The organism is Enterobacter cloacae complex sp. ECL414, assembly GCF_021869685.1.
In the GTDB taxonomy this organism is placed as follows: Bacteria; Pseudomonadota; Gammaproteobacteria; order Enterobacterales; family Enterobacteriaceae; genus Enterobacter; species Enterobacter kobei.
The window spans coordinates 3,270,426-3,296,171 of the sequence record NZ_CP091481.1; the positions used below are offsets into that span (position 1 = coordinate 3,270,426).

General features: G+C 54.8%; 22 protein-coding genes. 4 read left to right on the plus strand and 18 right to left on the minus strand.

The features are described 5' to 3' along the window. The first annotated feature begins 49 nt into the window (after window positions 1-49). Window positions 50-1,054, plus strand: coding sequence for a chemotaxis protein (locus L3068_RS15670; RefSeq protein WP_014884631.1), 1,005 nt, complete (start codon window positions 50-52; stop codon window positions 1,052-1,054). A 90-nt stretch (window positions 1,055-1,144) separates the two neighbouring features. Here L3068_RS15670 and nuoN read toward each other — a convergent pair whose 3' ends face one another. The 14 genes from nuoN to lrhA form a co-directional block, all read right to left on the minus strand. Further along, window positions 1,145-2,602, minus strand: coding sequence for an NADH-quinone oxidoreductase subunit NuoN (gene nuoN, locus L3068_RS15675; RefSeq protein ID WP_014884632.1), 1,458 nt, complete (start codon window positions 2,600-2,602; stop codon window positions 1,145-1,147). 6 nt (window positions 2,603-2,608) lie between these two features. Next, window positions 2,609-4,138 (minus strand): NADH-quinone oxidoreductase subunit M, encoded by a 1,530-nt coding sequence (gene nuoM / locus L3068_RS15680; RefSeq protein ID WP_014884633.1) that lies wholly within the window; start codon window positions 4,136-4,138, stop codon window positions 2,609-2,611. A gap of 76 nt (window positions 4,139-4,214) precedes the next feature. Next, the gene (gene nuoL / locus L3068_RS15685; protein WP_047344838.1) at window positions 4,215-6,056 is read right to left on the minus strand and encodes an NADH-quinone oxidoreductase subunit L; all 1,842 of its coding nucleotides are present in this window, start codon (window positions 6,054-6,056) and stop codon (window positions 4,215-4,217) included. Further along, window positions 6,053-6,355, minus strand: a complete 303-nt coding sequence (gene nuoK / locus L3068_RS15690; protein ID WP_003861496.1) for an NADH-quinone oxidoreductase subunit NuoK — start codon at window positions 6,353-6,355, stop codon at window positions 6,053-6,055. Before nuoK ends, nuoL begins: the two co-directional genes overlap by 4 nt. Continuing rightward, entirely contained in the window at window positions 6,352-6,906 is a 555-nt protein-coding gene (gene nuoJ / locus L3068_RS15695; protein WP_008500212.1) for an NADH-quinone oxidoreductase subunit J, read from the minus strand. Before nuoJ ends, nuoK begins: the two co-directional genes overlap by 4 nt. A gap of 10 nt (window positions 6,907-6,916) precedes the next feature. Further along, the gene (gene nuoI / locus L3068_RS15700; protein ID WP_003861491.1) at window positions 6,917-7,459 is read right to left on the minus strand and encodes an NADH-quinone oxidoreductase subunit NuoI; all 543 of its coding nucleotides are present in this window, start codon (window positions 7,457-7,459) and stop codon (window positions 6,917-6,919) included. A 13-nt stretch (window positions 7,460-7,472) separates the two neighbouring features. Continuing rightward, window positions 7,473-8,450, minus strand: a complete 978-nt coding sequence (gene nuoH, locus L3068_RS15705) for an NADH-quinone oxidoreductase subunit NuoH (protein ID WP_008500211.1) — start codon at window positions 8,448-8,450, stop codon at window positions 7,473-7,475. Next, complete coding sequence (nuoG, locus tag L3068_RS15710) at window positions 8,447-11,170, minus strand: NADH-quinone oxidoreductase subunit NuoG (RefSeq protein ID WP_023330966.1); 2,724 nt, start codon at window positions 11,168-11,170, stop codon at window positions 8,447-8,449. The genes nuoH and nuoG overlap by 4 nt, the downstream gene beginning before the upstream one ends. A gap of 54 nt (window positions 11,171-11,224) precedes the next feature. Further along, window positions 11,225-12,562, minus strand: a complete 1,338-nt coding sequence (nuoF, locus tag L3068_RS15715) for an NADH-quinone oxidoreductase subunit NuoF (protein ID WP_117580792.1) — start codon at window positions 12,560-12,562, stop codon at window positions 11,225-11,227. Beyond that, window positions 12,559-13,059: an NADH-quinone oxidoreductase subunit NuoE gene (nuoE, locus tag L3068_RS15720; RefSeq protein WP_014884636.1), complete on the minus strand. Its 501-nt coding sequence runs from the start codon at window positions 13,057-13,059 to the stop codon at window positions 12,559-12,561. The genes nuoF and nuoE overlap by 4 nt, the downstream gene beginning before the upstream one ends. A 2-nt stretch (window positions 13,060-13,061) precedes the next feature. Further along, entirely contained in the window at window positions 13,062-14,864 is a 1,803-nt protein-coding gene (nuoC, locus tag L3068_RS15725; RefSeq protein ID WP_014884637.1) for an NADH-quinone oxidoreductase subunit C/D, read from the minus strand. Window positions 14,865-14,953: 89 nt separating this feature from the next. After that, entirely contained in the window at window positions 14,954-15,628 is a 675-nt protein-coding gene (gene nuoB / locus L3068_RS15730; RefSeq protein ID WP_003861482.1) for an NADH-quinone oxidoreductase subunit NuoB, read from the minus strand. Between the two features lie 15 nt (window positions 15,629-15,643). Further along, window positions 15,644-16,084, minus strand: coding sequence for an NADH-quinone oxidoreductase subunit NuoA (gene nuoA / locus L3068_RS15735; protein ID WP_014171000.1), 441 nt, complete (start codon window positions 16,082-16,084; stop codon window positions 15,644-15,646). A gap of 630 nt (window positions 16,085-16,714) precedes the next feature. Beyond that, entirely contained in the window at window positions 16,715-17,653 is a 939-nt protein-coding gene (lrhA, locus tag L3068_RS15740) for a transcriptional regulator LrhA (protein WP_014884638.1), read from the minus strand. Between the two features lie 940 nt (window positions 17,654-18,593). On the opposite strand from lrhA, the gene alaA reads away from it, so the two are divergent. Further along, the gene (gene alaA, locus L3068_RS15745; protein WP_003861471.1) at window positions 18,594-19,808 is read left to right on the plus strand and encodes an alanine transaminase AlaA; all 1,215 of its coding nucleotides are present in this window, start codon (window positions 18,594-18,596) and stop codon (window positions 19,806-19,808) included. Window positions 19,809-19,926: 118 nt separating this feature from the next. Further along, window positions 19,927-20,526, plus strand: a complete 600-nt coding sequence (gene yfbR, locus L3068_RS15750; RefSeq protein WP_014884639.1) for a 5'-deoxynucleotidase — start codon at window positions 19,927-19,929, stop codon at window positions 20,524-20,526. Between the two features lie 52 nt (window positions 20,527-20,578). On the opposite strand, the gene L3068_RS15755 is transcribed toward yfbR, so the two are convergent. From L3068_RS15755 to yfbV, 4 genes are all read right to left on the minus strand, one after another. Beyond that, entirely contained in the window at window positions 20,579-22,411 is a 1,833-nt protein-coding gene (locus L3068_RS15755) for an SLC13 family permease (protein WP_023338572.1), read from the minus strand. Window positions 22,412-22,486: 75 nt separating this feature from the next. Next, window positions 22,487-23,146 carry a sugar phosphatase gene (locus L3068_RS15760; RefSeq protein WP_014884641.1) on the minus strand — a complete coding sequence of 220 codons (660 nt, stop codon included), beginning with the start codon at window positions 23,144-23,146 and terminating at the stop codon, window positions 22,487-22,489. Between the two features lie 11 nt (window positions 23,147-23,157). Continuing rightward, window positions 23,158-23,652 (minus strand): YfbU family protein, encoded by a 495-nt coding sequence (locus L3068_RS15765; protein WP_008502874.1) that lies wholly within the window; start codon window positions 23,650-23,652, stop codon window positions 23,158-23,160. Between the two features lie 92 nt (window positions 23,653-23,744). Beyond that, window positions 23,745-24,200: a terminus macrodomain insulation protein YfbV gene (yfbV, locus tag L3068_RS15770; RefSeq protein WP_014884642.1), complete on the minus strand. Its 456-nt coding sequence runs from the start codon at window positions 24,198-24,200 to the stop codon at window positions 23,745-23,747. 337 nt (window positions 24,201-24,537) lie between these two features. On the opposite strand from yfbV, the gene ackA reads away from it, so the two are divergent. Continuing rightward, entirely contained in the window at window positions 24,538-25,740 is a 1,203-nt protein-coding gene (gene ackA / locus L3068_RS15775; protein ID WP_014884643.1) for an acetate kinase, read from the plus strand. The last annotated feature ends 6 nt before the right edge of the window (window positions 25,741-25,746 follow it).

The following is a 25,746-nucleotide window of genomic DNA, read 5'->3' on the forward strand; positions in this document are numbered from 1 at the left end:
TCAGGATGCCGATAACGATTAAAAGGCCAGCATTTCTCTCGAGGGTAGAATGGATAATTTCCAGAAAGATATTGATGACAGGGCGAATCTGACCCTGTCGAACCGTTTTGAACTGTTGCTGTTCCGTCTTGGCACCTCTCTGAACGACAACAAATCCGAGCTGTTTGGTATTAACGTTTTCAAGCTGCGCGAAATTGTACCGATGCCGGAGTTCACGAAACCTGCCGGGATGAAGTCTCCGCTGATGGGGATGGTGAATATTCGCGATCAGGTGATCCCGGTTATCGATCTGGCCGCCGTGGCGGGCTGTAAACCCACCACCGGGCTGAACATCCTGCTGATTACCGAATATGCCCGCAGCGTGCAGGCGTTTGCCGTGGAGTCGGTTGAGAACATCATGCGTCTGGACTGGAAGCAGGTGCACGCGGCGGAAACTGCCGTCAGCGGGCGCTACATCACCAGTATTGCCTGCCTGGACGAGAAGGCCGATACCAACGAACTGGCGATGGTGCTGGACGTTGAGCAGATCCTGTATGACATCACCCCGGCGAACCACGACCTGCACGCCACGAATCTGAAGACCACTAAATTCAACATCAAGCCGGGTTCCGTGGCGATTGTGGCGGAAGATTCCAAAGTGGCGCGCTCGATGCTGGAGAAAGGTTTGCAGGCGATGGAGATCCCGGCGCAGCTGCATATCACCGGCAAAGATGCGTGGGAAAAAATTAGCCTGCTGGCCGCTCAGGCGCAGGCCGAAGGTGTGCCGATCACCGATAAGATTGCCCTGGTGCTGACCGACCTCGAAATGCCGGAGATGGACGGTTTTACGCTGACGCGCAAAATCAAAACCGACCCGGTACTGAAGGATATTCCGGTGGTGATCCACTCTTCCCTTTCCGGCAACGCCAACGAAGACCATATTCGCAAGGTGAAGGCGGACGGGTACGTGGCGAAGTTTGAGCTGAACGAGCTGTCGTCGGTGATTGAAGAGGTGCTGGATCGCTCGATGAAGAAGATTGACGGGCCGTTGATTAGCCGGAAGCAGCTGGCTTAGGTCTGGTGCGGGCTGGTGCCCTCACCCCGTCCCTCTCCCACAGGGAGAGGGAGAAAACCATAAAAAAACCCGCCGAGGCGGGTTTTACTTTTACATTAATGGCATCGCTCGCTGCACGATATCAATCAGCGGCTGCGGATAGATACCGAAGATCAGCACCAGCAGGGCTGAGATAAGCACTACGATACCACCGGCGCTGTACTGCCAGTTAGATGGCGCATCGCGGTTGAGCTGCTGAGGCGCGCTCAGGTAGAGGCTCACGGCAACGCGCAGGTAGTAGTAGAGACCAATCGCGGAACCGATAACCACACCGGCAGTCAGCCACCACAGGTGTGCCTGCACACCGACGGCCAGCACGTAGAATTTACCGATAAAGCCCAGCGTCATCGGGATACCCGCCAGAGAGAGCATCATCACGGTCATCACCGCGGACAGGATCGGACGGTGCCAGAACAGACCACGGTAAGAGAACAGTGAGTCGGCATCCGGGCCACGGTATGGGCTGGACATCAGGCTCACCACGCCGAAGGCGCCGAGGCTGCTGAACAGGTAACCGGCCAGATACACGCCCACGGCTTCCATCGACATTTCACCGCTCTGCAGCGCAATCAGCGCCACCATCAGGTAGCCCAGATGAGAGATGGACGAGTAGCCCAGCAGACGCTTGATGTTGGTCTGGCTCAGCGCCATCAGGTTACCAAAGATGATGGAGACGAACGCGATGATGCCCAGCACCACGCGAACCGCTTCACTGTCACCCACCGGCGCGTACAGGAACAGACGCATGACCACACCGAAGATAGCGATTTTGCTCGCTGTCGCCAGGAAGGTCGACACCGGCGCAGGCGCGCCCTGGTATACGTCTGGTGTCCACAGGTGGAACGGAACCAGTGAGAGTTTAAAGCCAAGGCCTACAATCATCATGCCCAGACCCGCCAGCAGCAGCGGCTCATGGAGCATGCCGTCGCCGAGGCTCTTGCCGAGCGCCATGAAAGAGAGGTTACCGGACTGTGCGTACAGCAGCGCAATACCAAACAGCAGGAACGAGGACGCAGCAGCAGACAGGATGGTGTACTTGATGCTTGCTTCCAGAGAGCGCTTTTGACGGAAGGCGTAACCAATCAGACCGAACAGCGGCAGAGAGATCAGCTCAATACCGAGGAACAGCGCGGCCAGATGGTTAGCATTCGCCAGCAGAATGCCGCCCAGCGCGGCAATCAGAACCAGCAGATAAAACTCTTCTTTGTTGTCGTTGTAGCCTTCGAGCCATGGGTACGCAAAGGTACAGGTCGCCAGGCTCGCCAGCAGCACCAGACCGGTGTAGAGCATGGCATAGCCGTCAACGCGCATCAGCGGCGTGACGTCCATCGCACCGCCCTGGCCAACAAACCAGAGAGAGACTAACGCGGCGTTCAGGCCGATGACCGACAGCGTGGCATTCAGGAAGTGATTGCGTCGCCACGCAATGGAGAGCATCACAACCACCACCGTCAATCCGACGATCAGCAGCGGTAGCAGCGCAATCAGTTGTTGTGGAGTTATTGTCATGGCGATTTACGGCCTTGTAGTAGAAGCAGAATTAACAAACCACTGCTGGATGTTGCCCATCGCACTGTGCGAGGTATCCAGAATCGGCTGCGGGAAGAAGCCCAGCAGCACCAGCAGTACGACCAGCAGCAGGATGATGAACAGCTCACGCAGCGACATCCCCGGCAGTTCTTGTGCAGCAATTTCGCTCTTCGCTTTACCGAAGTAAGCGCGGTGCAGCATCGCCAGCGAGTAGACGGAAGCGAACACCAGACCAAAGGTGGAGATCACGGTGATCACCGGCACCACTTTGAAGCTGCCGAACAGAATCATAAATTCGCCGACGAAGTTACCGGTGCCTGGCATCCCCAGGGTGGCAACCGCGAAGAACATGGAGAGCGCTGGCAGCCATTTAATTTTGCTCCACAGACCGCCCATCATGCGCATGTCACGCGTGTGCAGACGTTCGTACAGCTGACCACACAGGATGAAGAGGCCGGCAGCGGACAGACCGTGTGCAATCATCTGGATCACCGCGCCCTGGTACGCCAGCTGGCTGCCGGTGTAGATGGCAATCAGCACGAAGCCCATGTGGGAAACGGAGGTGTAGGCAATCAGACGCTTGATGTCGTACTGCGTGAAGGCCATCCAGGCACCGTAGAAGATACCGATCACACCGAGCCACATGGCAATCGGGGCAAACTCAGCGGACGCATTCGGGAACAGCGGCAGCGCGAAACGCAGCAGACCGTAGGCCGCGGTTTTCAGCAAGATGCCCGCCAGGTCAACGGAACCCGCCGTGGGTGCCTGAGAGTGCGCGTCTGGCAGCCAGCCGTGCAGCGGAACCACCGGCATTTTCACCGCGAATGCGATGAAGAAGCCCAGCATCAGCAGGTATTCAACGCCGTGTGACATCGGGGTTTTCAGCAGATCTTCGTAGTTGAAGGTCCAGATGCCCGTCGCGTTATGGTGAACAAACACCAGCGCCAGAATGGCAATCAACATCACCAGACCGCTCGCCTGGGTGTAGATGAAGAACTTGGTCGCCGCCGTGATACGCGTTTTACCGTCGGATGCCTTGTGGCCCCAAAGCGCGATCAGGAAGTACATCGGCACCAGCATCATCTCCCAGAAGAAGAAGAACAGGAACATGTCGATGGCAAGGAACACGCCGATCACGCCGCCCAGGATCCACATCAGGTTCAGGTGGAAAAAGCCCTGGTATTTTTCGATTTCTCGCCAGGAGCAGAGTACCGCCAGAACACCGAGCAGACCGGTCAGCACCACCATCAGCAGCGACAGACCGTCAATCGCCAGGTGGATGGTGATACCGAAACGTGGGATCCAGGGCAGGATGAACTCAGACTGCCACTGCGGGATGCCCGCAGACTGGGTCAGTGAGTAACCGCCCTGCAACCACAGTTGCAGGCCAAGCGCGAGCGTCAATCCCATGGTGATCAGCGCGATCCAGCGCGGCATCTTCACGCCAAAGCGTTCAGTCTGCCAGCACAGGAAGCCGCCGATGAAGGGAATTAATATTAGCCAGGGTAGTAACATGGCGATTTACATTCCTTTTTAAGGCCCCCAGCAGGGGCCTGATTTTCAACGAATTCGAATAAAATTCACTTAACGATCAACGCAACACCATCAGCAGCGCCAGCACGACAACCGCACCGATGCTCATGGACGCCACATACCAGCGCAGGTAACCGTTCTCGCTGTACAGCAGGCCTTTACCTGCAAAGCGGGAGAGGATCGCCGGGATATTCATCAGGCTGTTCAGTGGGTCGCGCTTCAGCAGCCACGCGATGCCCAGGAACGGCTTAACGAAGATCATGTCGTACAGCCAGTCGAAGCCCCACGCGTTGTACCACCAGGTGCCCAGCAGACGGCCAGGCGCGCTGTTGGCAATGGCGGTCACCAGCGTGCGTTTGCCCAGCCACAGCCATGCCGCAATCAGGATGCCCGCAATAGCGACTACACCGGAGGTGATTTCAAGCGTCAGAACGCGACCGTGCTCAAGCTCGGTGGTGTCTGGCAGTACGCCCTGCAGCGGCGGCACAATCATTGCGCCAACGAAGGTGGACAGTACCAGCAGCACAATCAGCGGCAGGTGGTGGGTAATCCCCTTCCCTGCGTGAGCGTGAATTTGTTCTTTACCGTGGAATACGATGAAAATCATACGGAAGGTATACAGGGAGGTCATGAATGCACCGACCAGACCCGCAACCATAAGATTGATATGACCATTCGCCATGGCACCCGCAAGGATTTCGTCCTTACTGAAGAAGCCCGCGGTGATCAGCGGCAGTGCCGCCAGCGCCGCGCCGCCCACCAGGAAGCAGACATACACCAGCGGAATGGACTTACGCAGTCCGCCCATCTTGAAGATGTTCTGCTCGTGGTGGCAGGCCAGAATCACCGAACCGGATGAGAGGAACAGCAGCGCTTTAAAGAACGCGTGCGTCATCAGGTGGAAAATGGCCGCGTCCCACGCCTGAACGCCCAGCGCCAGGAACATATAACCAATCTGGCTCATGGTGGAGTACGCGAGAACGCGTTTGATGTCGGTCTGTACCAGCGCAGCAAAGCCTGCCAGCACCAGCGTGACCGCACCGACGATACCCACCAGATGCAGAATTTCCGGGGTCATCAGGAACAGGCCATGGGTACGCGCAATCAGGTAGACACCGGCGGTGACCATGGTCGCGGCGTGGATCAGCGCGGAGACAGGGGTTGGACCCGCCATCGCGTCGGCCAGCCATGTCTGCAACGGCAGCTGTGCGGATTTACCCACAGCGCCACCCAGCAGCATCAGCGTTGCCCACCACAGCATGTTGTTGCCTGCAGCGAAGTGCGCTGGCGCCAGTTCCACCATTTCGCGGAAGTTCAGCGTGCCCAGTTCGTTGTAAAGAATGAACAGCGCGAAAGCGAGGAAGACGTCACCCACGCGGGTCACGACGAACGCTTTCATGGCCGCTGCGCCATTCTTCGGATCGGTGTAGTAGAAGCCAATCAGCAGGTAAGAACACAGACCCACGCCTTCCCAGCCCAGATACATCAGCAGCAGGTTATCGGCCAGCACCAGAACCACCATGCTGGCGATAAACAGGTTGGTGTAGGCGAAGAAACGGGAGTAACCCTCTTCACCGCGCATATACCAGGAGGCGAACATGTGGATCAGGAAGCCAACGCCGGTGACCACGGAGAGCATGGTCAGCGAGAGGCCGTCCAGCACCAGGTTGAAGCCAATGTTGAAATCACCGACCGACATCCAGGTCCACAGCGGCACGCTGAAAGGCTGACGTCCGTTGTTAAAGAAGTCGATCCCCGCATACGCTGTGACCAGCGCAGCCAGACCGATTGAGCCAATGCCCACGGTCGCAGACAGATTCTCAGACCAGCGGCCGCGAGAAAACGCCAGCAGCACGAAGCCAATCAGCGGAAAAATAATGGTTAAGGCAAGCATGTTCATCCACGCAACTCACTTACTGAATCGATGTTCAGATTCTGGCGGCGACGATGGAGCTGCAGCAACAGCGCCAGGCCAATACTCGCTTCAGCAGCCGCGAGGCTGATGGCGAGAATGTACATCACCTGACCATCGGTCTGGCCCCAGTAGCTTCCGGCGACCACGAAGGCCAGCGCGGAGGCGTTAATCATGATTTCCAGACCGATCAGCATAAACAGCAGATTGCGGCGGATAACCAGACCGGTCAGACCCAGAACGAATAAAATCGCAGCGAGGATCAGTCCATGTGTTAAGGGGATCATGCGCGCTCCTCCGTTTTTCTTTTCGCGCGGTCGTCAGTGCGGTTGCTCAGCACCTCGCCAGCACGCTCTTCGCGACCAACGTGGAAAGCAACCACCAGGCCTGCCAGCAGCAGCATAGAGGCCAGTTCCACCGCCAGAACGTATGGGCCAAAGAGCGTGATACCCACCTCTTTAGCGCCGATCGGCGTGCCGTCGATGCCCTGATCGTTCACGCCCAGAATGGCGTAAACAATCACAACCAGCATGATGGCCGACAAAATTGCCGGGCCAATCCACACCTGCGGTTTTAACCACTGACGTTCCTGCTCAATTTCAGAGCCGCCCAGGTTCAGCATCATCACCACGAACACGAACAGCACCATAATGGCCCCGGCGTAGACGATGATTTCCAGCGCACCGGCGAAGTGCGCGCCCAGTGCGAAGAACACCCCGGAGATAGCCAGCAGCGAGATGATTAAGTACAGCAGCGCATGCACCGGATTGGTGTGCGTAATCACTCGCAGCGTAGCCAGGATGGCGATAAGGCCACAGATATAAAAAGCGAATTCCATTGCCCTCTCCTTACGGTAACAGGCTCTTGACGTCGATAGGCTTAGCTTCGTTCTCTGCTTCGCCCTTATCTTTGCCGTCGATTGCCATACCCGCCATCCGGTAGAAGTTATATTCCGGGTATTTGCCCGGACCGGAAATCAGCAGATCCTCTTTCTCGTACACCAGGTCCTGACGCTTGTACTCACCCAGCTCGAAATCTGGAGTCAGCTGAATCGCCGTGGTTGGGCACGCTTCTTCACACAGACCGCAGAAAATGCAGCGTGAGAAGTTGATGCGGAAGAACTCAGGGTACCAGCGGCCATCTACCGTCTCTGCTTTCTGCAGAGAGATACAGCCGACCGGACACGCTACCGCACACAGGTTACAGGCAACGCAGCGCTCGGAACCGTCCGGGTCGCGCGTCAGCACAATACGACCACGGTAGCGCGGCGGCAGATATACCGGCTCTTCCGGGTACATTCGGGTTTCGCGTTTGGCAAACGCGTGCAGGCCGATCATCCAGATACTGCGTACCTGGGTACCGAAGCCTACCAGTAATTCTTTTAAGGTCATGGTCTATAGCCCCTTATGGCTGCTGCCAGAGAATGACAGCTGCCGTTACCAACAAGTTGACGAGCGTCAGCGGCAGGCACACTTTCCAGCCGAAGGACATTACCTGGTCATAACGTGGACGCGGTAACGCTGCGCGAATCAAAATGAACATCATCATGAAGAACGCGGTTTTCAGCGCGAACCAGATGAACGGCGGTAAGAACGGGCCATGCCAGCCACCAAAGAACAGCGTTACCATCAACGCGGAAATGGTGACGATACCGATGTACTCGCCCACGAAGAACAGACCGAACTTCATACCGGAATATTCGATGTGGTAACCGTCGGCCAGTTCCTGTTCGGCTTCTGGCTGGTCAAACGGGTGACGGTGACACACTGCCACGCCCGCGATAGCAAAGGTAATAAAACCAAAGAACTGCGGGATAACGTTCCAGATGTCAGCCTGGTTGTTGACGATGTCGGTCATGTTGAATGAACCGGCCTGCGCCACCACGCCCATCAGGGAGAGTCCCAGGAACACTTCGTAGCTCAGCGTCTGCGCGGAAGCACGCATCGCACCCAGCAGCGAGTATTTGTTGTTACTGGACCAGCCTGCGAACAGGACCGCGTAAACCGCGAGGCCTGCCATCATCAGGAAGAACAGAATGCCGATGTTCAGGTCAGCGACCACCCAGGTCGGGCTAACGGGAACGATAGCAAATGCCAGCAGCAGCGAGGTGAAGGCGATCATCGGCGCCAGCGTAAAGATCACGCGGTCCGAGAAGCGCGGGATCCAGTCCTCTTTAAAGAACATCTTGATCATGTCCGCGACCAGCTGGAGTGAACCACCCCAGCCCACGCGGTTCGGTCCGTAACGGTTCTGGAACAGACCGAGCAGACGACGTTCACCGAAGCTCATGAACGCGCCGCAGGTGACCACCACCAGCAGGATAACAATCGCTTTCAGAATGCTCAGCAGGATGTCGATAAGATCCGGCGTTAACCAACTCATGCTTTTGCCTCCTGCAGATTATCAAGACGCGCACCCGCCAGAACCGGCGCGATGCCTGGCATACCCATCGGCAGACCCACCTGCCCTGCTGTCAGACTTTCAGAGATAATCAGCGGCAGGCTGATGGTCTGGCCGTCATAGCTAAAGGCAATATTCGCACCCGCGTTAACGCCAAGCTTTGCGGCATCCGCCGGGTTGAGCTTGATGTACGGCTGCGGCATACGGGTCTGGAAGACAGGTGAACGCTGGGACAGCTCGTCGCTACCGAACAGATGGTAGTACGGCGCAATACGCCAGCTACCGTCCTGGGCCTGGAAGCTTGCTGGCACGGTCGTGAAGAAATCCAGACCGGTTTCAGACGCTTCAATCAGACGCACGCCCGGATCGCCGTGGCGCAGGGAACCGCCCACTTCAGCCTGGAACTTGTTCCACGCCTGCGGGGAGTTCCAGCCCGGAGCCCATGCGAACGGGATTTGCGAACGCGGCGCAGACGGCTGGTTGTTCCCTTCCATTGAGAAGGCGAACATGGTGTCTTTATCCTGCGGCTGACGCGGTTCGTGTACGCTGATGTTGGCACGCATTGCGGTACGGCCACTGTAGCGGTGCGGTTCACGTGCCAGTTTCTGGCCGCGAATACGGAAGCTTGCTTCAGGGGCTGCATCTTTAATGCCCGCCAGCTGAGGCAGTTTTTCCACCACCGCGTCGATAACGTGGTCAAGCTGCGTCCAGTCCACTTCACGGCTCTGTACGGTGCTGTGCAGGGAGTGCAGCCAGCGCCAGCTTTCCAGCATCACGGTGTTGCTGTCGTAGTACGCCGGATCATAGACCTGGAAGAAACGCTGTGCGCGACCTTCGTTGTTGATAACGGTACCGTCACTTTCTGCGAAGCTTGCCGCAGAGAGCACCAGGTGTGCTTTGTCCATGATCGCGGTGCGCTGATGGTCGATGACCATGACCAGCGGCGCTTTGGAGAGCGCGGCGTCAACGCGAGCGGCAGAAGCATGGCGATGCAGGTCATTTTCCAGCACCACAACGGCATCCGCAGAACCAGACTCCAGTTCGCTTAACGCCGCTTCCAGCGAGCCGCCGCCAATCATACCCAGACCGATGCTGTTCACCGCACGGGCAATCATGGTCACACCAACATCTGCACCACGGCCTTTCAGCGCTTTAGCCACGTTAGCTGCCGCCTGAATGATCTCCGCGCTACCGGCGTTGGTACCGGAAATAATCAGCGGTTTCTTCGCACCTGCCAAAGCCTGAACAATCACGTCAACCTTGTTTTGCAGATCGCGATCCAGTTCAACGGCAGGAGAGTTGTTGTCCAGCGCGTGGGCGATGGCAAAGCCAAGGCGTGCCTGATCTTCAACCGGCGCGCAGTAGGTCCACGCAGCGATATCGTCCAGACGGGTGTTGTCGACGTTGGTCACAAACAGAGGATGCTTCGCACGCTGACCGATGTTCAGGATCGCCGCAATCTGCCAGTCAGCCACTTTCTGCGCCGCAGCCATTTCACGTGCTTTCCCTTTCACCGCCTGACGAACCGCCAGAGCCGCGCGTGCGCCGGTCTGAGTCAAGTCTTCACCCAGCACCAGAACCGCATCGTAGGATTCAATTTCGCGCAGCGCAGGGGTATGAATACCGCCTTCACGCAGCACTTTCAGAACCAGCTGGAGACGTTCCTGCTCGCCCTCGGCGATGCCGGTATAGAAGTTCTCAGCCCCAACCAGCTCACGCAGCGCGAAGTTGCTTTCGATGCTGGCGCGCGGGGAACCGATACCGATCACTTTCTTCGACTGACGCAGAATATCTGCCGCGCCCTGCATCGCCTGCTCAGCGTTCAGGGTAATGAAGTCGTCACCACGGCGCTGAACCGGCTGACGCGGACGGTCTTTCAGGTTCACATAGCCATAGCCGAAACGACCGCGGTCGCACAGGAAGTAGTGGTTAACGGTACCGTTGTAACGGTTTTCGATACGACGCAGTTCGCCGTAACGCTCACCCGGGCTGGTGTTACAGCCGAGGGAACACTGCTGGCAGATGCTAGGCGCAAACTGCATGTCCCATTTACGGTTGTAACGCTCGGAGTGGGTTTTATCCGTGAATACGCCGGTCGGGCAGATTTCTACCAGGTTACCGGAGAACTCGCTTTCCAGCGTTCCGTCTTCCGGGCGACCGAAGTAGACGTTGTCATGCGCGCCATACACGCCCAGATCCTGACCGTCTGCGTAGTCTTTGTAGTAACGCACGCAGCGGTAGCAGGCGATGCAGCGGTTCATTTCGTGAGAGATGAACGGCCCCAGATCCTGGTTACGGTGGGTACGTTTAGTAAAGCGATAGCGACGGAAGCTGTGACCGGTCATTACGGTCATATCCTGAAGGTGGCAGTTACCGCCCTCTTCACAGACCGGACAGTCGTGCGGGTGGTTGGTCATCAACCACTCCACCACGCTTTCGCGGAACTGTTTGGCTTCTTCGTCATCAATCGAAATAAAGGTGCCTTCGGTGGCTGGCGTCATACAGGACATCACCAGGCGACCACGCGTGTCTTCCGCGTTTTGATATTGCTTCACCGCACACTGGCGGCAAGCACCGACGCTGCCCAGCGCCGGATGCCAGCAAAAGTACGGAATATCGAGGCCAAGAGACAGACAAGCTTCCAGAAGGTTGTCCGCCCCGTTGACTTCGTATTCTTTGCCGTCTACATGAATCGTAGCCATTAGCATGCTTCCAGTTGGCTCGGTCGTAACCGAGCGTTAATCAAAATTCTGTCTTTACCAGCGTGCTTTCAGCAGGTTCGGCTGAATCCCATTGATAGAATGGGTATTGCTGAACGGCTGCTTGATGCCTGCTTCGAATTCGTCGCGGAAATATTTAATCGCGCTCTGCAGCGGCTCGACGGCACCCGGCGCGTGGGCACAGAAGGTTTTACCAGGGCCAAGGAATCGACACAGTTGCTCAAGTGTCTCGATATCGCCCGGCTGACCTTCGCCGCGTTCGATAGCACGCAGGATCTTCACGCTCCACGGCAGTCCGTCACGGCAAGGTGTACACCAGCCGCAGGACTCGCGGGCAAAGAACTCTTCCAGGTTACGCACCAGCGAAACCATGCCGATCTCGTGGTCGACGGCCATCGCCAGCGCCGTACCCAGACGGCTGCCTGCTTTACCAATGCTTTCGAATTCCATTGGCAGGTCAAGGTGGGCTTCGGTCAGGAAGTCTGTCCCTGCCCCACCTGGCTGCCAGGCTTTGAATTTCAGGCCATCACGCATGCCGCCCGCGTAGTCTTCAAGAATTTCGCGTGCGGTGGTACCGAACGGCAGTTCCCAGACACCCGGGTTTTTCACGCGACCGGAGAAGCCCATCAGCTTGGTACCGGCATCCTTACTTGAAGAGATGCCCTGATACCACTCCACGCCGTTGGCGAGGATAGCCGGAACGTTACACAGGGTTTCAACGTTATTGACGCAGGTCGGTTTACCCCATACGCCGGAGCTTGCCGGGAACGGTGGCTTGGAACGCGGGTTCGCGCGGCGGCCTTCCAGGGAGTTAATCAGCGCGGTTTCTTCACCGCAGATATAACGCCCTGCACCGGTGTGCACGAACAGTTCAAAGTCAAAGCCAGTGCCCAGGATGTTTTTACCCAGCAGGCCGGCTTCGGTGGCTTCGGCAATCGCGCGACGCAGGTTTTCCGCCGCTTCGATGTACTCACCGCGCAGGAAGATGTAGCCACGGTAGGCTTTCAGCGCAAACGCGGAGATCAGCATGCCTTCCACCAGCAGGTGCGGCAGCTGTTCCATCAGCAGGCGGTCTTTATAGGTGCCCGGCTCCATTTCATCAGCGTTACACAGCAGGTAACGGATGTTCATGGATTCGTCTTTCGGCATCAGGCTCCACTTCAGACCGGTGGAGAAGCCCGCACCGCCGCGACCTTTCAGGCCGGAGTCTTTCACCGCGTTAACGATGTCGTCCGGCGCCATGCCGCTAAGGGCTTTACGCGCACCGGCATAGCCGTTTTTGCTCTGGTATTCGTCAAGCCATACCGGCTGTTTGTCATCACGCAGACGCCAGGTCAGCGGATGCGTCTCAGCAGTACGAATTACAGTTTTCATTTGTACTGCTCCAGCAGGTCAGGAATCGCTTCCGGCGTCAGATGGCTGTGAGTATCCTCATCAATCATCATGGTCGGCCCCTTGTCGCAGTTACCCAGGCAGCAGGTTGGCAGCAGAGTAAAGCGCCCATCGAACGTGGTCTGGCCCGGCTTGATATTGAGTTTCTTCTCAATGGCAGCCTGAATGCCCTGATAACCGGTAATGTGGCAGACCACGCTGTCACAGTAGCGGATCACATGGCGGCCCACCGGCTGACGGAAGATCTGGCTGTAGAACGTGGCTACGCCTTCTACGTCACTGGCCGGAATACCCAGCACTTTTGCGATCGCGTAGATCGCCCCATCCGGCACCCAACCACGCTGTTTCTGTACGATTTTCAGCGCTTCAATGGACGCCGCACGCGGGTCTTCGTAGTGGTGCATCTCGTGCTCAATGGCGGCACGCTCTGCGTCACTCAGCTCAAAAGCCTCGGTTTGTGGTTGTTGATTCTCGTGCATAATTAGCGGTCCACATCTGACATAACAAAATCGATACTACCCAGATACACAATCAGGTCGGAGACCAGACTGCCGCGAATGGCGGACGGGATCTGCTGCAGGTGCGCAAAGCTCGGCGTACGCACGCGGGTACGGTAGCTCATGGTGCTGCCATCACTGGTCAGGTAGTAACTGTTAATACCCTTGGTCGCTTCAATCATCTGGAAGGATTCTTGCGCCGGCATGACCGGGCCCCAGGAAACCTGCAGGAAGTGAGTGATCAGGGTTTCGATATGTTGCAGCGTGCGCTCTTTCGGTGGCGGCGTGGTCAGCGGGTGATCCGCTTTGAACGGGCCTTCCGGCATATTGTTGAGGCACTGCTCAAGGATGCGCAGACTCTGGCGCAGTTCTTCCACTTTCAGCATCACGCGGGTGTAGCAGTCGGAAACACCGCCGCCCACCGGGACTTCAAAGTCGAAGTTCTCATAGCCAGAGTAAGGACGGGCTTTACGCACGTCGAAATCAATACCGGTCGCACGCAGACCTGCACCTGTCGTCCCCCACTCCAGCGCTTCTTTTGCGCCGTAGGCAGCAACGCCCTGGGAACGGCCTTTCAGGATGGTGTTGCGCAGTGCGGCTTTCTCGTAAGAGGCCAGACGTTTTGGCATCCAGTCAAGGAATTCACGCAGCAGACGATCCCAGCCGCGCGGCAGATCGTGTGCCACACCGCCGATACGGAACCAGGCCGGGTGCATACGGAAACCGGTAATCGCTTCCACCAGATCGTAGATTTTCTGACGATCGGTAAAGGCGAAGAAGACCGGGGTCATCGCGCCGACGTCCTGAATGAACGTGGAGATGTACAGCAGGTGACTGTTAATACGGAACAGTTCTGACAGCATGACGCGAATCACGTTAACGCGATCCGGCGTAACGATACCCGCCAGTTTCTCAACGGCCAGCACGTAAGGCATTTCGTTGACGCAACCGCCGAGGTACTCGATACGGTCGGTATACGGAATGTAGCTGTGCCAGGACTGACGCTCGCCCATCTTCTCAGCACCACGGTGGTGGTAACCGATGTCAGGAACGCAGTCGACAATCTCTTCGCCATCAAGCTGAAGAATAATACGGAATGCACCGTGCGCAGACGGGTGGTTCGGACCGAGGTTGAGGAACATGAAGTCCTCGTTTTCGGTACCGCGCTTCATGCCCCAGTCTTCCGGCTTGAAGGTCAGCGCTTCCATCTCCAGATCCTGCTTGGCTTTGGTCAGCTCAAACGGATCGAATTCGGTTGCACGTGCCGGGTAGTCTTTACGCAGCGGGTGGCCGGTCCAGGTCTGCGGCATCATGATGCGCGTCAGATGTGGGTGGCCGTCGAAGGTCATGCCGAACATTTCCCAGGTTTCACGCTCATACCAGTTCGCGTTCGGGAAAAGTTTGGTGATCGTCGGCAGATGCATGTCGTTTTCAGACAATGCCACCTTGAGCATGATATCCGTGTTGCGGTCTATTGAGATCAGGTGGTAGAAAACGGAAAAATCCGCTGCAGGGAGACCCTGGCGGTGAGTACGCAGACGCTCATCCATGCCGTGTAAGTCAAACAGCATGACGTAAGGTTTTGGCAATTTCTTGAGGAAATCGACCACTTCCAGTAATTGTTCACGCTTCACCCAAACAACGGGTACCCCGGTGCGGGTCGCCTGAACGGTAAAGGCATCCGGCCCAAAACGGTTGCGCAGTTCGCCAATGACGGGGTCATCCAGGTGATCCCGGGTCTGCCATGCGGCTTCTTGCGCGGTTAAGTCGGTCATATTGTTCACCATTGCAAATGGTCCGTGGTGACTGTTAAGCCTGGCTTCGCGCTATTTGAGTAGTGATATGCGAAGGTGTTCTCCAGGCCCACAGGCGCAAATTAAATTTCGTCAGGCGTACGCAGGTTGGTGACGGCAATACGTTCACCACGTTTACGCTCGCGCTCAGATTGCATGTTCGCGCGGTAGACACCCTGATCGCCAACAACCCATGAAAGCGGACGACGCTCTTTACCGATAGACTCCTGCAGCAGCATCAGCGCCTGCATATAGGCTTCTGGACGCGGCGGGCAGCCCGGGATGTAAACATCCACCGGAATGAACTTATCAACGCCCTGCACAACGGAATAAATGTCGTACATGCCGCCAGAGTTTGCACATGCGCCCATGGAAATAACCCATTTTGGCTCCAGCATCTGGTCATAAAGACGCTGAATAACAGGTGCCATCTTGGTAAAGCAGGTACCGGCTACCACCATCAGGTCAGCCTGACGCGGGGATGCACGCAGTACCTCGGCGCCAAAACGCGCAACGTCATGCACCGCAGTGAATGACGTCACCATTTCAACGTAGCAGCAAGAAAGGCCAAAGTTGTAGGGCCAGATAGAGTTCTTACGACCCCAGTTGACCATATCGTGCATGGCATGTTCGAGTTTGCCCATGTACACGCTTTTGTTGACTTCTTGCTCCAGGGGGTCGGTTACGATCTCCTGTTTTTGCAGGGGGTAACGGTCATTCTCACCGTTAGGATCTATGCGGGTGAGCGTATAATCCATCTTATTGCCTCGCTGTTACTGCTGACGATTAGAGATACTGTTTTCCGGGTTGATGTGTTCACGACGTGAACGCGCAGGCGTCCAGTCAAGCGCGCCAATACGCACCAGATAAACCAGACCGGCCAGTAACACTAAAATGAAAATTGCGGCCTCGACAAAGCCCACCCAACCACTTTCGCGGATGGAGGTCGACCATGCGAACAGGTAGAGCGCTTCCACGTCGAAGATGACGAAGAACATCGCTACCAGATAGAACTTGGCAGACAGGCGTAAGCGAGCGGAACCTACTGAATCAATACCTGATTCGAAAGGTGTGTTTTTGTGCCTTGCACGGGCGCGACCGCCCAGGAACCAGCCGCCGACTAACATCAGGCAGCACAGGCCAATGGCTACAATAAGAAAGATTGCGAATGCCCAGTGATGAGCGATGACTTCTGTGGATGTTGACATACTCATTGCTTACTCATCAAAAGTGATACCGACGACACTGCTCTTGCTGGCAGATAGGCATCACATCGATTCATGGGGAGGAACAAATAACCTTACACTAACTGTCTGAAATGAGACGTAGACAGCAAAATGATGGGGTTTTTTACTCCTTTCTATAACCTTTTGTCAACTTTAACAAAGGTTTCTTCACATTAAATTACATCGAGCGATTCTCATTAACATTTGGTGCCCTTTAACCCTGGTGGGTACATGACTTTCCGTCAAATGCAGGTTGTTGAATCGTGTCCGTTTTGGAAGTAAAAAAAATAACCCTCCTATTTTGACAGGATTTGCCAACGATTCCTCCCCCCAAATAGGAGTATTTTCTTGATCTGAGACACGCTTTTGTTAATTCAACCAAAAAACCAGCAACATATTTGCTGTTTTTTTAACATCGTTAGGTTATGGATGAAGTTAGAACTGAAAACGAACAGAATTTAAGCAAAAGCATTTATGACATTGATAAATAGACCCTATTTATGAAGCCCCTTCGTCAAACAGGGATAATATTGACAAAAAAAAGCCACTGCGTGCGAAAACGACACGAGTGGCTTTTTTTTACACTTACATTTTGTTACCAGAATTTTGAGCGTTTGATCACTCAAAGTCACCTTCAACGATCAGGGAATCATCCCCTCCTTCGGAGGTAACATGCTCGTACTGCCACGGGTTATGGTAGTTTTCCATCGCCTCGAACACCACTTTCGCCAGCTCGTTATGACTGGACGCATTATGGCAAAGCAGATACTCAGTATCTGGCAGCGCAGGAAGACCATCAGATTTACCGAGAACGCGCAGGTCAGGGCTCATCATCTCCACCGGACGGGCCGTTACGCCAAGTCCTGCTTTGACGGCGGCACGCACCGCAGGCAGCGTGGACGCTACATACGCCAGACGCCATGGAATATTGGCTTCATTTAATGCCGTCAGCACCATATCGCGGAAAGGGCTCGGATCGTCCAGTAAAACCAGTGGAACGGGCTCCCCTTTTTGCAACACATATTCAGCCGCGCAATACCAGTGCGTCGGCGATCTGCGCAACGTCAGGCAATCAAACTGCCCGGGACGATGCGTGGTGACCACCAGATCGACCTTATTCTCATTTAACATCTCAACCATAAAAGCATTGCGCTTGACGCTCACATCCAGCGCAAGTTTCGGATAAACCGAACTAATTCGGTTGAGAAGAAACGGTAATATCGTATCCGCTGACTCATCAGATGCCCCTAAGGTTAACACCCCCTGAAGGTTGCTAAACATAAGTGACATACATGCTTCATCATTAAAGCGAAGAATTTTCCTGGCATAACCCAGTAGCTGAATACCGTGTTCCGTTAAGAGCTTATTGCGTCCGTGACGGGCAAAAAGCTCTTTACCGACCAGTTGCTCCAGCCGCTGCATTTGCTGGCTAACGGCGGACTGAGTTCGGCAGACGGCGGCAGCAGCTGCTGCAAAAGTGTTGAGATCGGCGACCGCAACAAACGTTCTCAGCAGATCGAGGTCGAGATTCATTATCGGACGATTTGCATTTATCATATCTATTCACTTTCAGGTTGCTCGTGCGGAGCTGCCCGGGTTGAAGCTGTGTGTGTAACAGTTAAGCAATTCCCTCTGAAGATTTTCCCTCGCATCCCGGCCCGGCAGACTGCCTGACAGATAGTTATTGTGCTGCTTTATATCAACAGTCAGAAAGCACGTTTCATGACGATATTTTTATTCTCTTAAACGTTCAGGATATTTAGATGTTCGCAGGTTTATGTAAATTACATTAAAGGCGTGACACCTTTTCTGCCATCTTTATCGCAGCGCTGTCAACGTAGCAGGAGATGTTTTACACATTCCAGCCAGAGATAACTCTAACAATAACAATCAATTAAATCGGAAAACCAGTTTCAGATATACAACATTTGGGTATCTTTCATCTGCTTTACCTAAAGACATCTTAACCCAAATCCACTTTATTTATAAGTCTTATTGCAATATTAAGGAGTAAAGCGCTTTGTTAAGCTTCTCAACTAATTTTATTAAAATTAACTAAAGTTGCATTTTGTTGGTTAATAATAAATAAATTTTAATTTCGATTAAGGTCATTCATTAATAACACTTAACATTATTTTCACATGAGTAACTTTTAGCCGCTGCAGGCTATTACTGCAAGATTTTTTCAACACTCAGGTTTTACGAAAAGTCACGCAGAGTGACTTCTGTCTCTCCTCTACGGGTCATTTATTTTACACCGGGATAATATCCATTTTTTACAATGATTTTCAGCACAATCACCCTTAACCAGCGCATTTGACCTTACGTTACAACAGTAAAAGCGTCAATAAACAGCAAAAAAGATTCACCAGAATTTCACAACATGCACAAAATCTTCTACTGCACACCCTTCAAAACGAAGCGTGGGGGGAGTACATTATTCCGTGCTGACTTCCACGGCAGGGAGTGGCAATAATAGCGAAAAGGTTAAAGGTTCATGTCCCCTATCGAAAAATCCAGCAAGCTAGATAACGTCTGTTATGACATCCGTGGCCCGGTTCTGAAAGAGGCAAAACGCCTTGAGGAAGAAGGCAATAAGGTTCTGAAGCTCAACATTGGTAACCCTGCGCCATTTGGTTTTGAAGCGCCGGATGAGATTCTGGTTGATGTGATCCGCAACCTGCCCACAGCGCAAGGCTATTGCGACTCAAAAGGACTTTATTCCGCACGTAAAGCCATTATGCAGCACTACCAGGCTCGCGGCATGCGTGACGTTACCGTAGAAGATATCTACATTGGCAACGGTGTATCTGAACTGATCGTCCAGGCCATGCAGGCGCTGCTGAACAGCGGTGACGAAATGCTGGTTCCCGCGCCAGACTATCCGCTGTGGACGGCTGCCGTATCACTGTCCAGCGGTAAAGCTGTCCATTATCTTTGCGACGAATCCTCTGACTGGTTCCCGGATCTGGATGATATTCGCGCGAAGATTACCCCTCGCACGCGCGGCATCGTAATTATCAACCCGAACAACCCGACGGGCGCGGTCTACTCAAAAGAGCTGTTGATGGAGATCGTTGAGATCGCCCGCCAGCACAACCTGATCATTTTTGCCGACGAAATTTACGACAAGATCCTCTATGACGCGGCGCAACACCACTCCATTGCCGCGCTGGCCCCGGACCTGTTGACCGTTACCTTTAACGGCCTGTCTAAAACCTACCGCGTGGCCGGTTTCCGCCAGGGCTGGATGGTACTCAACGGCCCGAAAAAGCACGCCAAAGGCTATATTGAAGGGCTGGAAATGCTGGCGTCTATGCGTCTTTGCGCCAACGTGCCGGCACAACATGCAATCCAGACCGCGCTCGGTGGCTATCAGAGCATCAGCGAGTTTATCGTCCCTGGAGGCCGCCTGTACGAACAGCGTAACCGCGCGTGGGAGCTGATCAACGATATCCCGGGCGTCTCCTGCGTGAAGCCAAATGGGGCGCTCTATATGTTCCCGAAAATCGACGCGAAGCGCTTCAATATTCACGACGATCAGAAGATGGTGCTCGATTTCCTGTTGCAGGAAAAAGTGCTGCTGGTTCAGGGGACGGCATTTAACTGGCCGTGGCCGGACCATGTGCGTATCGTGACGCTGCCGCGCGAGGACGATCTCGAAATGGCTATCAGCCGCTTCGGGCGATTCCTCTCAGGTTATCATCAGTAACGTAGCCATTCTGCCGGGTAGCGCTGCGCTTACCCGGCCTACAAAATCCGCAAATTTGCATCTTGCCTCCCCTCCCCGCACAATGAAGTCCTGTCGCAGTGAAGACAAAAGGTAACCTATGAGTCAGAGTCATTTCTTTGCCCACCTCTCCCGCCTGAAACTCATCAACCGCTGGCCGCTGATGCGCAACGTGCGCACAGAGAACGTATCAGAGCACAGTCTTCAGGTTGCCATGGTCGCGCACGCGCTGGCCGCCATTAAAAACCGCAAATTTAACGGGCAGGTGAATGCCGAGCGCATCGCATTGCTGGCGATGTACCACGACGCGTCAGAAGTGTTAACCGGGGATCTGCCGACGCCGGTGAAATATTTCAACTCACAGATTGCGCAGGAATATAAGGCCATTGAGAAAATCGCCCAACAGAAGTTGATCGACATGGTGCCCGAGGAGCTGCGCGATATCTTTGAACCGCTCATCGACGAGCATCAGTATACGGAAGATGAAAAGTCGCTGGTCAAACAGGCCGACGCGCTGTGCGCCTATCTGAAGTGTCTTGAAGAGTTGTCTGCGGGCAATAACGAGTTTTTACTGGCGAAAACGCGTCTGGAAAAAACCCTGGCATCCCGCCGCAGCGACGAGATGGATTATTTTATGCAGGTATTTGTGCCGAGCTTCCATTTATCGCTGGATGAGATTAGCCAGGATTCACCGTTGTAATTTTAGCCGGGTGGCGGCTTCGCCTTACCCGGCCTACGTTTCTGCGCTCACGCTAAAACGGGAATAAAACCGGAATTAACACCACGCACACCACCATCACCAGCACGGTGAATGGCACGCCAATCTTTACAAAATCACTGAATTTATAATTTCCTGGCCCCAGCACCAGCGTATTGACCGGGGATGAAACCGGCGTCATAAATGCCGCGGAAGCCGCCATCGCCACCATCATCGCAAACGGGTAGGGTGACACGCCCATGGATTTCGCCATCGCCAGCGCAATGGGTGCCATCAGCACCGCCGTGGCGGTATTGGAGATAAACAACCCGATCGTGGCGCACATAATGAACAGGCACACCATCATCAAATACGGTCCGTACCCGCCGCCCATGTCCATGAGCCCTTTAACGATTAAATCTACCCCGCCGGTTTTTTGCAGCGCGAGGGCAAAAGGCATCATCCCCACGATAAGAATGATGCTCGGCCAGTGGATGGCTTTATAAGCGCTCTCGGCGTCGATACAGCGGAATTTCCCCATCAGCAGACAGGCAATGATGGCGGCTATGGGGTTTGGAATTTCATCGGTCAGCATCAGCGCGACCATCAGCACCAGACAAAAAATCGCGTGCGGCGCCTGGCTGTGCGCCGGAGACGCATCGCTCTCCTCAACCGGCATGTTGAGCACCACAAAATCACGCCCTTTTTGCCCGAGTTGGCTAATCAACTTCCAGTTTCCCACCACAAGGAAGATATCCCCCAGTAGGATCGGTTCATCCACGACGGCCCCTTCCATCGCCACGCCGTCGCGCTTCAGCCCCACGACGTTCAGGCCATACCGGGTGCGGAACCCCATTTCGCGCACGGTTTTGCCCAACAGTTCGGACTCGGGGATCAGCGAGACTTCAGCCATACCGACATCCAGCGCCTGATCGGAGAAATACTCCCCGCGCAGCACCATTGGCTCCAGCAGTTGTTCGCTGCAGAACTCGCGCAAATCCACATCCGCAGTGGACATATCGATCAGCAGGACGTCACGCGCCCGAAATTCCGATACGCCATTGACGTTGACGATCACCCGGCGAAAACGGCGCCAGCGTTCCACGCCGATCACGTTCGCCCCATAGCGCTCGCGCAGTTTCAGGTCGTCAAGACGCTGGCCGACCATCGGCGAGCCGGGGCGAATGGCCAGACGCCGTGCCCGCCCGGTGAGGCGGTACTCTTTGATGAGATCGCGGAAAGTGCGCCGCTTCCACCCGTCTTTGTTTTTGTCCTGGTTCTCGCCTTTCAGGGCAAAACGGGTCAGCAGCATATAGACCACGCCCATCGCCAGAATCACCAGACCCAACGGGGTGACGCTGAAAAAGCTGAAGCCCTGAAAACCTTCCCGCAGCAGCTCACTGTTTACGACCAGGTTCGGCGGCGTCGCCACCAGCGTCATCATACCGCTTATCAAACCGGCAAAACTCAGAGGCATCATCAGTCGCGACGGCGAGCTTTGCATCCGCATGGAGACGCTCAGTACCACCGGGATAAAAATAGCGACCACGCCCGTTGAGCTCATAAACGCCCCCAGCCCGGCAACCGTCAGCATCAGATAGATCAGCATTTTGGTTTCACTGCTGCCGGCCACTTTAACCAGCCACGCGCCCATGATGGTCGCCACACCGGTGCGCACCAGGCCGTCGCCAATAATAAACAGGGCGGCAATCAGGATAACGTTAGGATCGCTGAACCCGGAGAAAGCTTCCGGTAGCGTAAGCGTGCCGCTCAGCACAAACGCGACGATGACAAACAGGGCAACGGCATCCATGCGCACCTTGCCTGTGGCGAAGAGAATAATGGCGATTAAAAGCAGGCTCAGGACCCAAATCAGTTCACCGTTCACAACCTATCCTTGTCAGTGGAAGATGAGGAATTTTGCCATAAAAAAGCCCCAGCAACGTGGGGCTAAATCATGGGATTACATTTTTAGCGAGACGGTTACAACGCCATCGGGCGCCTTAGACACCGCCAGTGCCGTCAGGGAATCCAGCACAAAGTCCGCCTCACTCAGCCGGGGAGACCCCGCCGGAACGTTAACGGCAATGACGTGACTCCCGGCGTTCAGCCCGGCCAGCACGCCGGCCGCCGCGTCTTCCACGACCACGCACTCAGCGGGAGCGAGGCCCAGCAGTTCAGCGCCAAGCAGAAACGCATCCGGCTCTGGCTTGCCGCGTTTAACGCGTTCAGCGGTAATGAACACCTCGGGCTTCGGTAAACCGGCCGCTTTGTGACGGGCATGCGCGACCGGAACAGAGCCGGACGTGACGATAGCCCACGGGATCTGCGCTTCGTTAAGATGTTCAAGCAGTTCGCGTGCGCCAGGCAGTGCAGTGATACCCTCCGTATCGGTGGCCTCAATCTGCTCCAGGTATTTGAACTCCGCCTGAATCTCCTCCTCAGAACGCCCCGCTAAGAAGTGCCGCAACGAGGTTATGGCCTGCTTGCCATGGATGAAATTCAGTACGTCCTGATGGTCGATACCCTGTCTGTCAGCCCAATGGCACCATGAACGCTCCACAACCGGCAGCGAATCCACCAGCGTACCGTCCAGATCAAACAGAAAACCTCTACACTGCACACGCACCTCCGTCAGGCATTAATGATTTGTTGAATTTCGTTGCTGCTTAAATGGTACTGACGCGGGCAGGCGTGCCACGCGCTCAGCATGCGCTGGTATTTATCCCACATTGGGGTCTGCGCGTTAAAGCCGTGGGTACCCGCATCGAAGTGGGTATAACGCCCTTCGGTATTCACCATAAAGCGGACATAGCTCAGATAACGCGCTTCCGTCGCTGCATCAAAGCCTAAGAAGGTGACACGGCGCTCGTCAATGGACTGCTGATCTTTGAGATTAGTCCAGGAAACATGCAGGGCGTGGTACATCTCCATAATGTCGATCACGATGCGGCAGGTTTCTTCTTTCAGCTCACCAAACTCGCGGTCCAGTTCGCGCATTTGCAAACCAAACCCCCGTTCGACGATAGTCTGCAGGCGGCTGTAGCGCGCAGCGTTATCGGGATCAAGCATTGTCATCATTTTGTACTGGTTAGACAAAATCAGACGTTGAGCATGGGTCATTTCCATCTTTCGACTCCTGTAGCGCATTGCACTGTAAAAAAAAGACACGGTAACGGTTTGTTACTGTGCCTTTTTTTGTTGGTCGTTTCGATGATCAATCACAAGTCATCGAGGAATGTTTTATCCAACTGCTTAAAAGCGCGCTTTAACGTGTCCGCCAGCGCCTGGTAATCAGGCTTGCCTTCAACCGGAGCAAGCGCCTGCCCGGCCTCCTCCAGTTTTCCACGGACTTCATAAAACCAGTGTAAAATAGAAGGTGGCAGTGGCGTGATGGACCGTTTTCCTAACCACCACAGCCCCTGCATCGGCAGGCTTAATGCAAAGAGTGCTGTCGCCACGGCCGGGCCAAGCTGTCCGCCTAACGCTATTTGCCAGCACAGGGTAAAAATGGCGACAGGGGGCATAAAGCGAATCGCGTAGCGCGTGGCGCGGATGGTGCGATTCTCAATAAACATTGGCGCAAGGCGCTTTTCCATCGGCCACGTCTTTGCGTAATGCTGTCCCCGACGAAACAGACTGAAGAAATTCACGGTAGGGGTTTCGGGTGTCGACATGGCTGTACCTCAACTTCACGTATAAAAATTAAAATTTTTGTGCAAAACCACAACAGGCTATGACAACGTTCAAAATATTTTGTCATCGCTACCCCGTATCGGGTATCCTGTGCCAGCCTGATTGGGCCATAGACGAGAATCATTCACTCGTCAAATTATCGCACATTATGCCATTGGCTGAAAATTGTGCAAAATGGCATAAAATCATAGTTATTTCTTCCATCATGCCACAATGTTCGTTTGGCATGATGTTAATCATAAATGTCCGAGTCATCATGCGTTACGCTGTTAGACTCACTGACGTTTTTTTAGCCACGTATCAATAATAGGTACTTCCATGTCGAGTAAGTTAGTACTGGTTCTGAACTGCGGTAGCTCCTCACTGAAATTCGCCATCATCGATGCGCTCAACGGTGACGAGTACCTCTCTGGTTTGGCCGAATGTTTCCATCTGCCTGAAGCACGTATCAAGTGGAAGATGGACGGCAGCAAACAAGAAGCGGCTTTAGGTGCAGGCGCCGCTCACAGTGAAGCGCTGAACTTTATCGTTAACACTATTCTGGCACAAAAACCAGAACTGTCTGCTCAGCTGACTGCGATTGGTCACCGTATCGTCCACGGCGGCGAAAAATACACCAGCTCCGTCGTGATCGACGAATCTGTTATCCAGGGCATCAAAGATTCTGCCTCTTTTGCTCCGCTGCACAACCCGGCGCACCTGATCGGTATCGCTGAAGCGCTGAAATCCTTCCCGAATCTGAAAGACAAAAACGTGGCCGTGTTCGACACCGCGTTCCATCAGACCATGCCGGAAGAGTCTTACCTCTATGCCCTGCCATACAGCCTGTACAAAGAGCACGGCGTACGTCGTTACGGCGCGCACGGCACCAGCCACTTCTTTGTGACTCAGGAAGCCGCAAAAATCCTGAACAAACCTGTTGAAGAAGTGAACATCATCACCTGCCATCTGGGCAACGGTGGTTCTGTTTCTGCTATCCGCAACGGTAAATGTGTTGATACCTCCATGGGTCTGACCCCGCTGGAAGGTCTGGTGATGGGTACCCGTTCCGGTGACATCGACCCGGCGATCATCTTCCACCTGCACGACACTCTGGGCATGAGCGTTGACGACATCAACAAAATGCTGACTAAAGAGTCTGGCCTGCTGGGTCTGACCGAAGTCACCAGCGACTGCCGCTATGTTGAAGACAACTACGCAGAGAAAGCAGACGCTAAACGTGCAATGGACGTTTACTGCCACCGTCTGGCGAAATACATCGGTTCTTACACTGCGCTGATGGACGGTCGTCTGGACGCGGTTATCTTTACCGGTGGTATCGGTGAGAACGCGGCTATGGTTCGTGAACTGTCCCTGGGCAAACTCGGCGTTCTGGGCTTCGACGTTGATCACGAGCGTAACCTGGCTGCGCGTTTCGGCAAGTCTGGCTTCATCAACAAAGAAGGCACCCGTCCGGCTATCGTTATCCCAACTAACGAAGAGCTGGTCATCGCGCAAGACGCACACCGCCTGACTGCCTGATTCCAC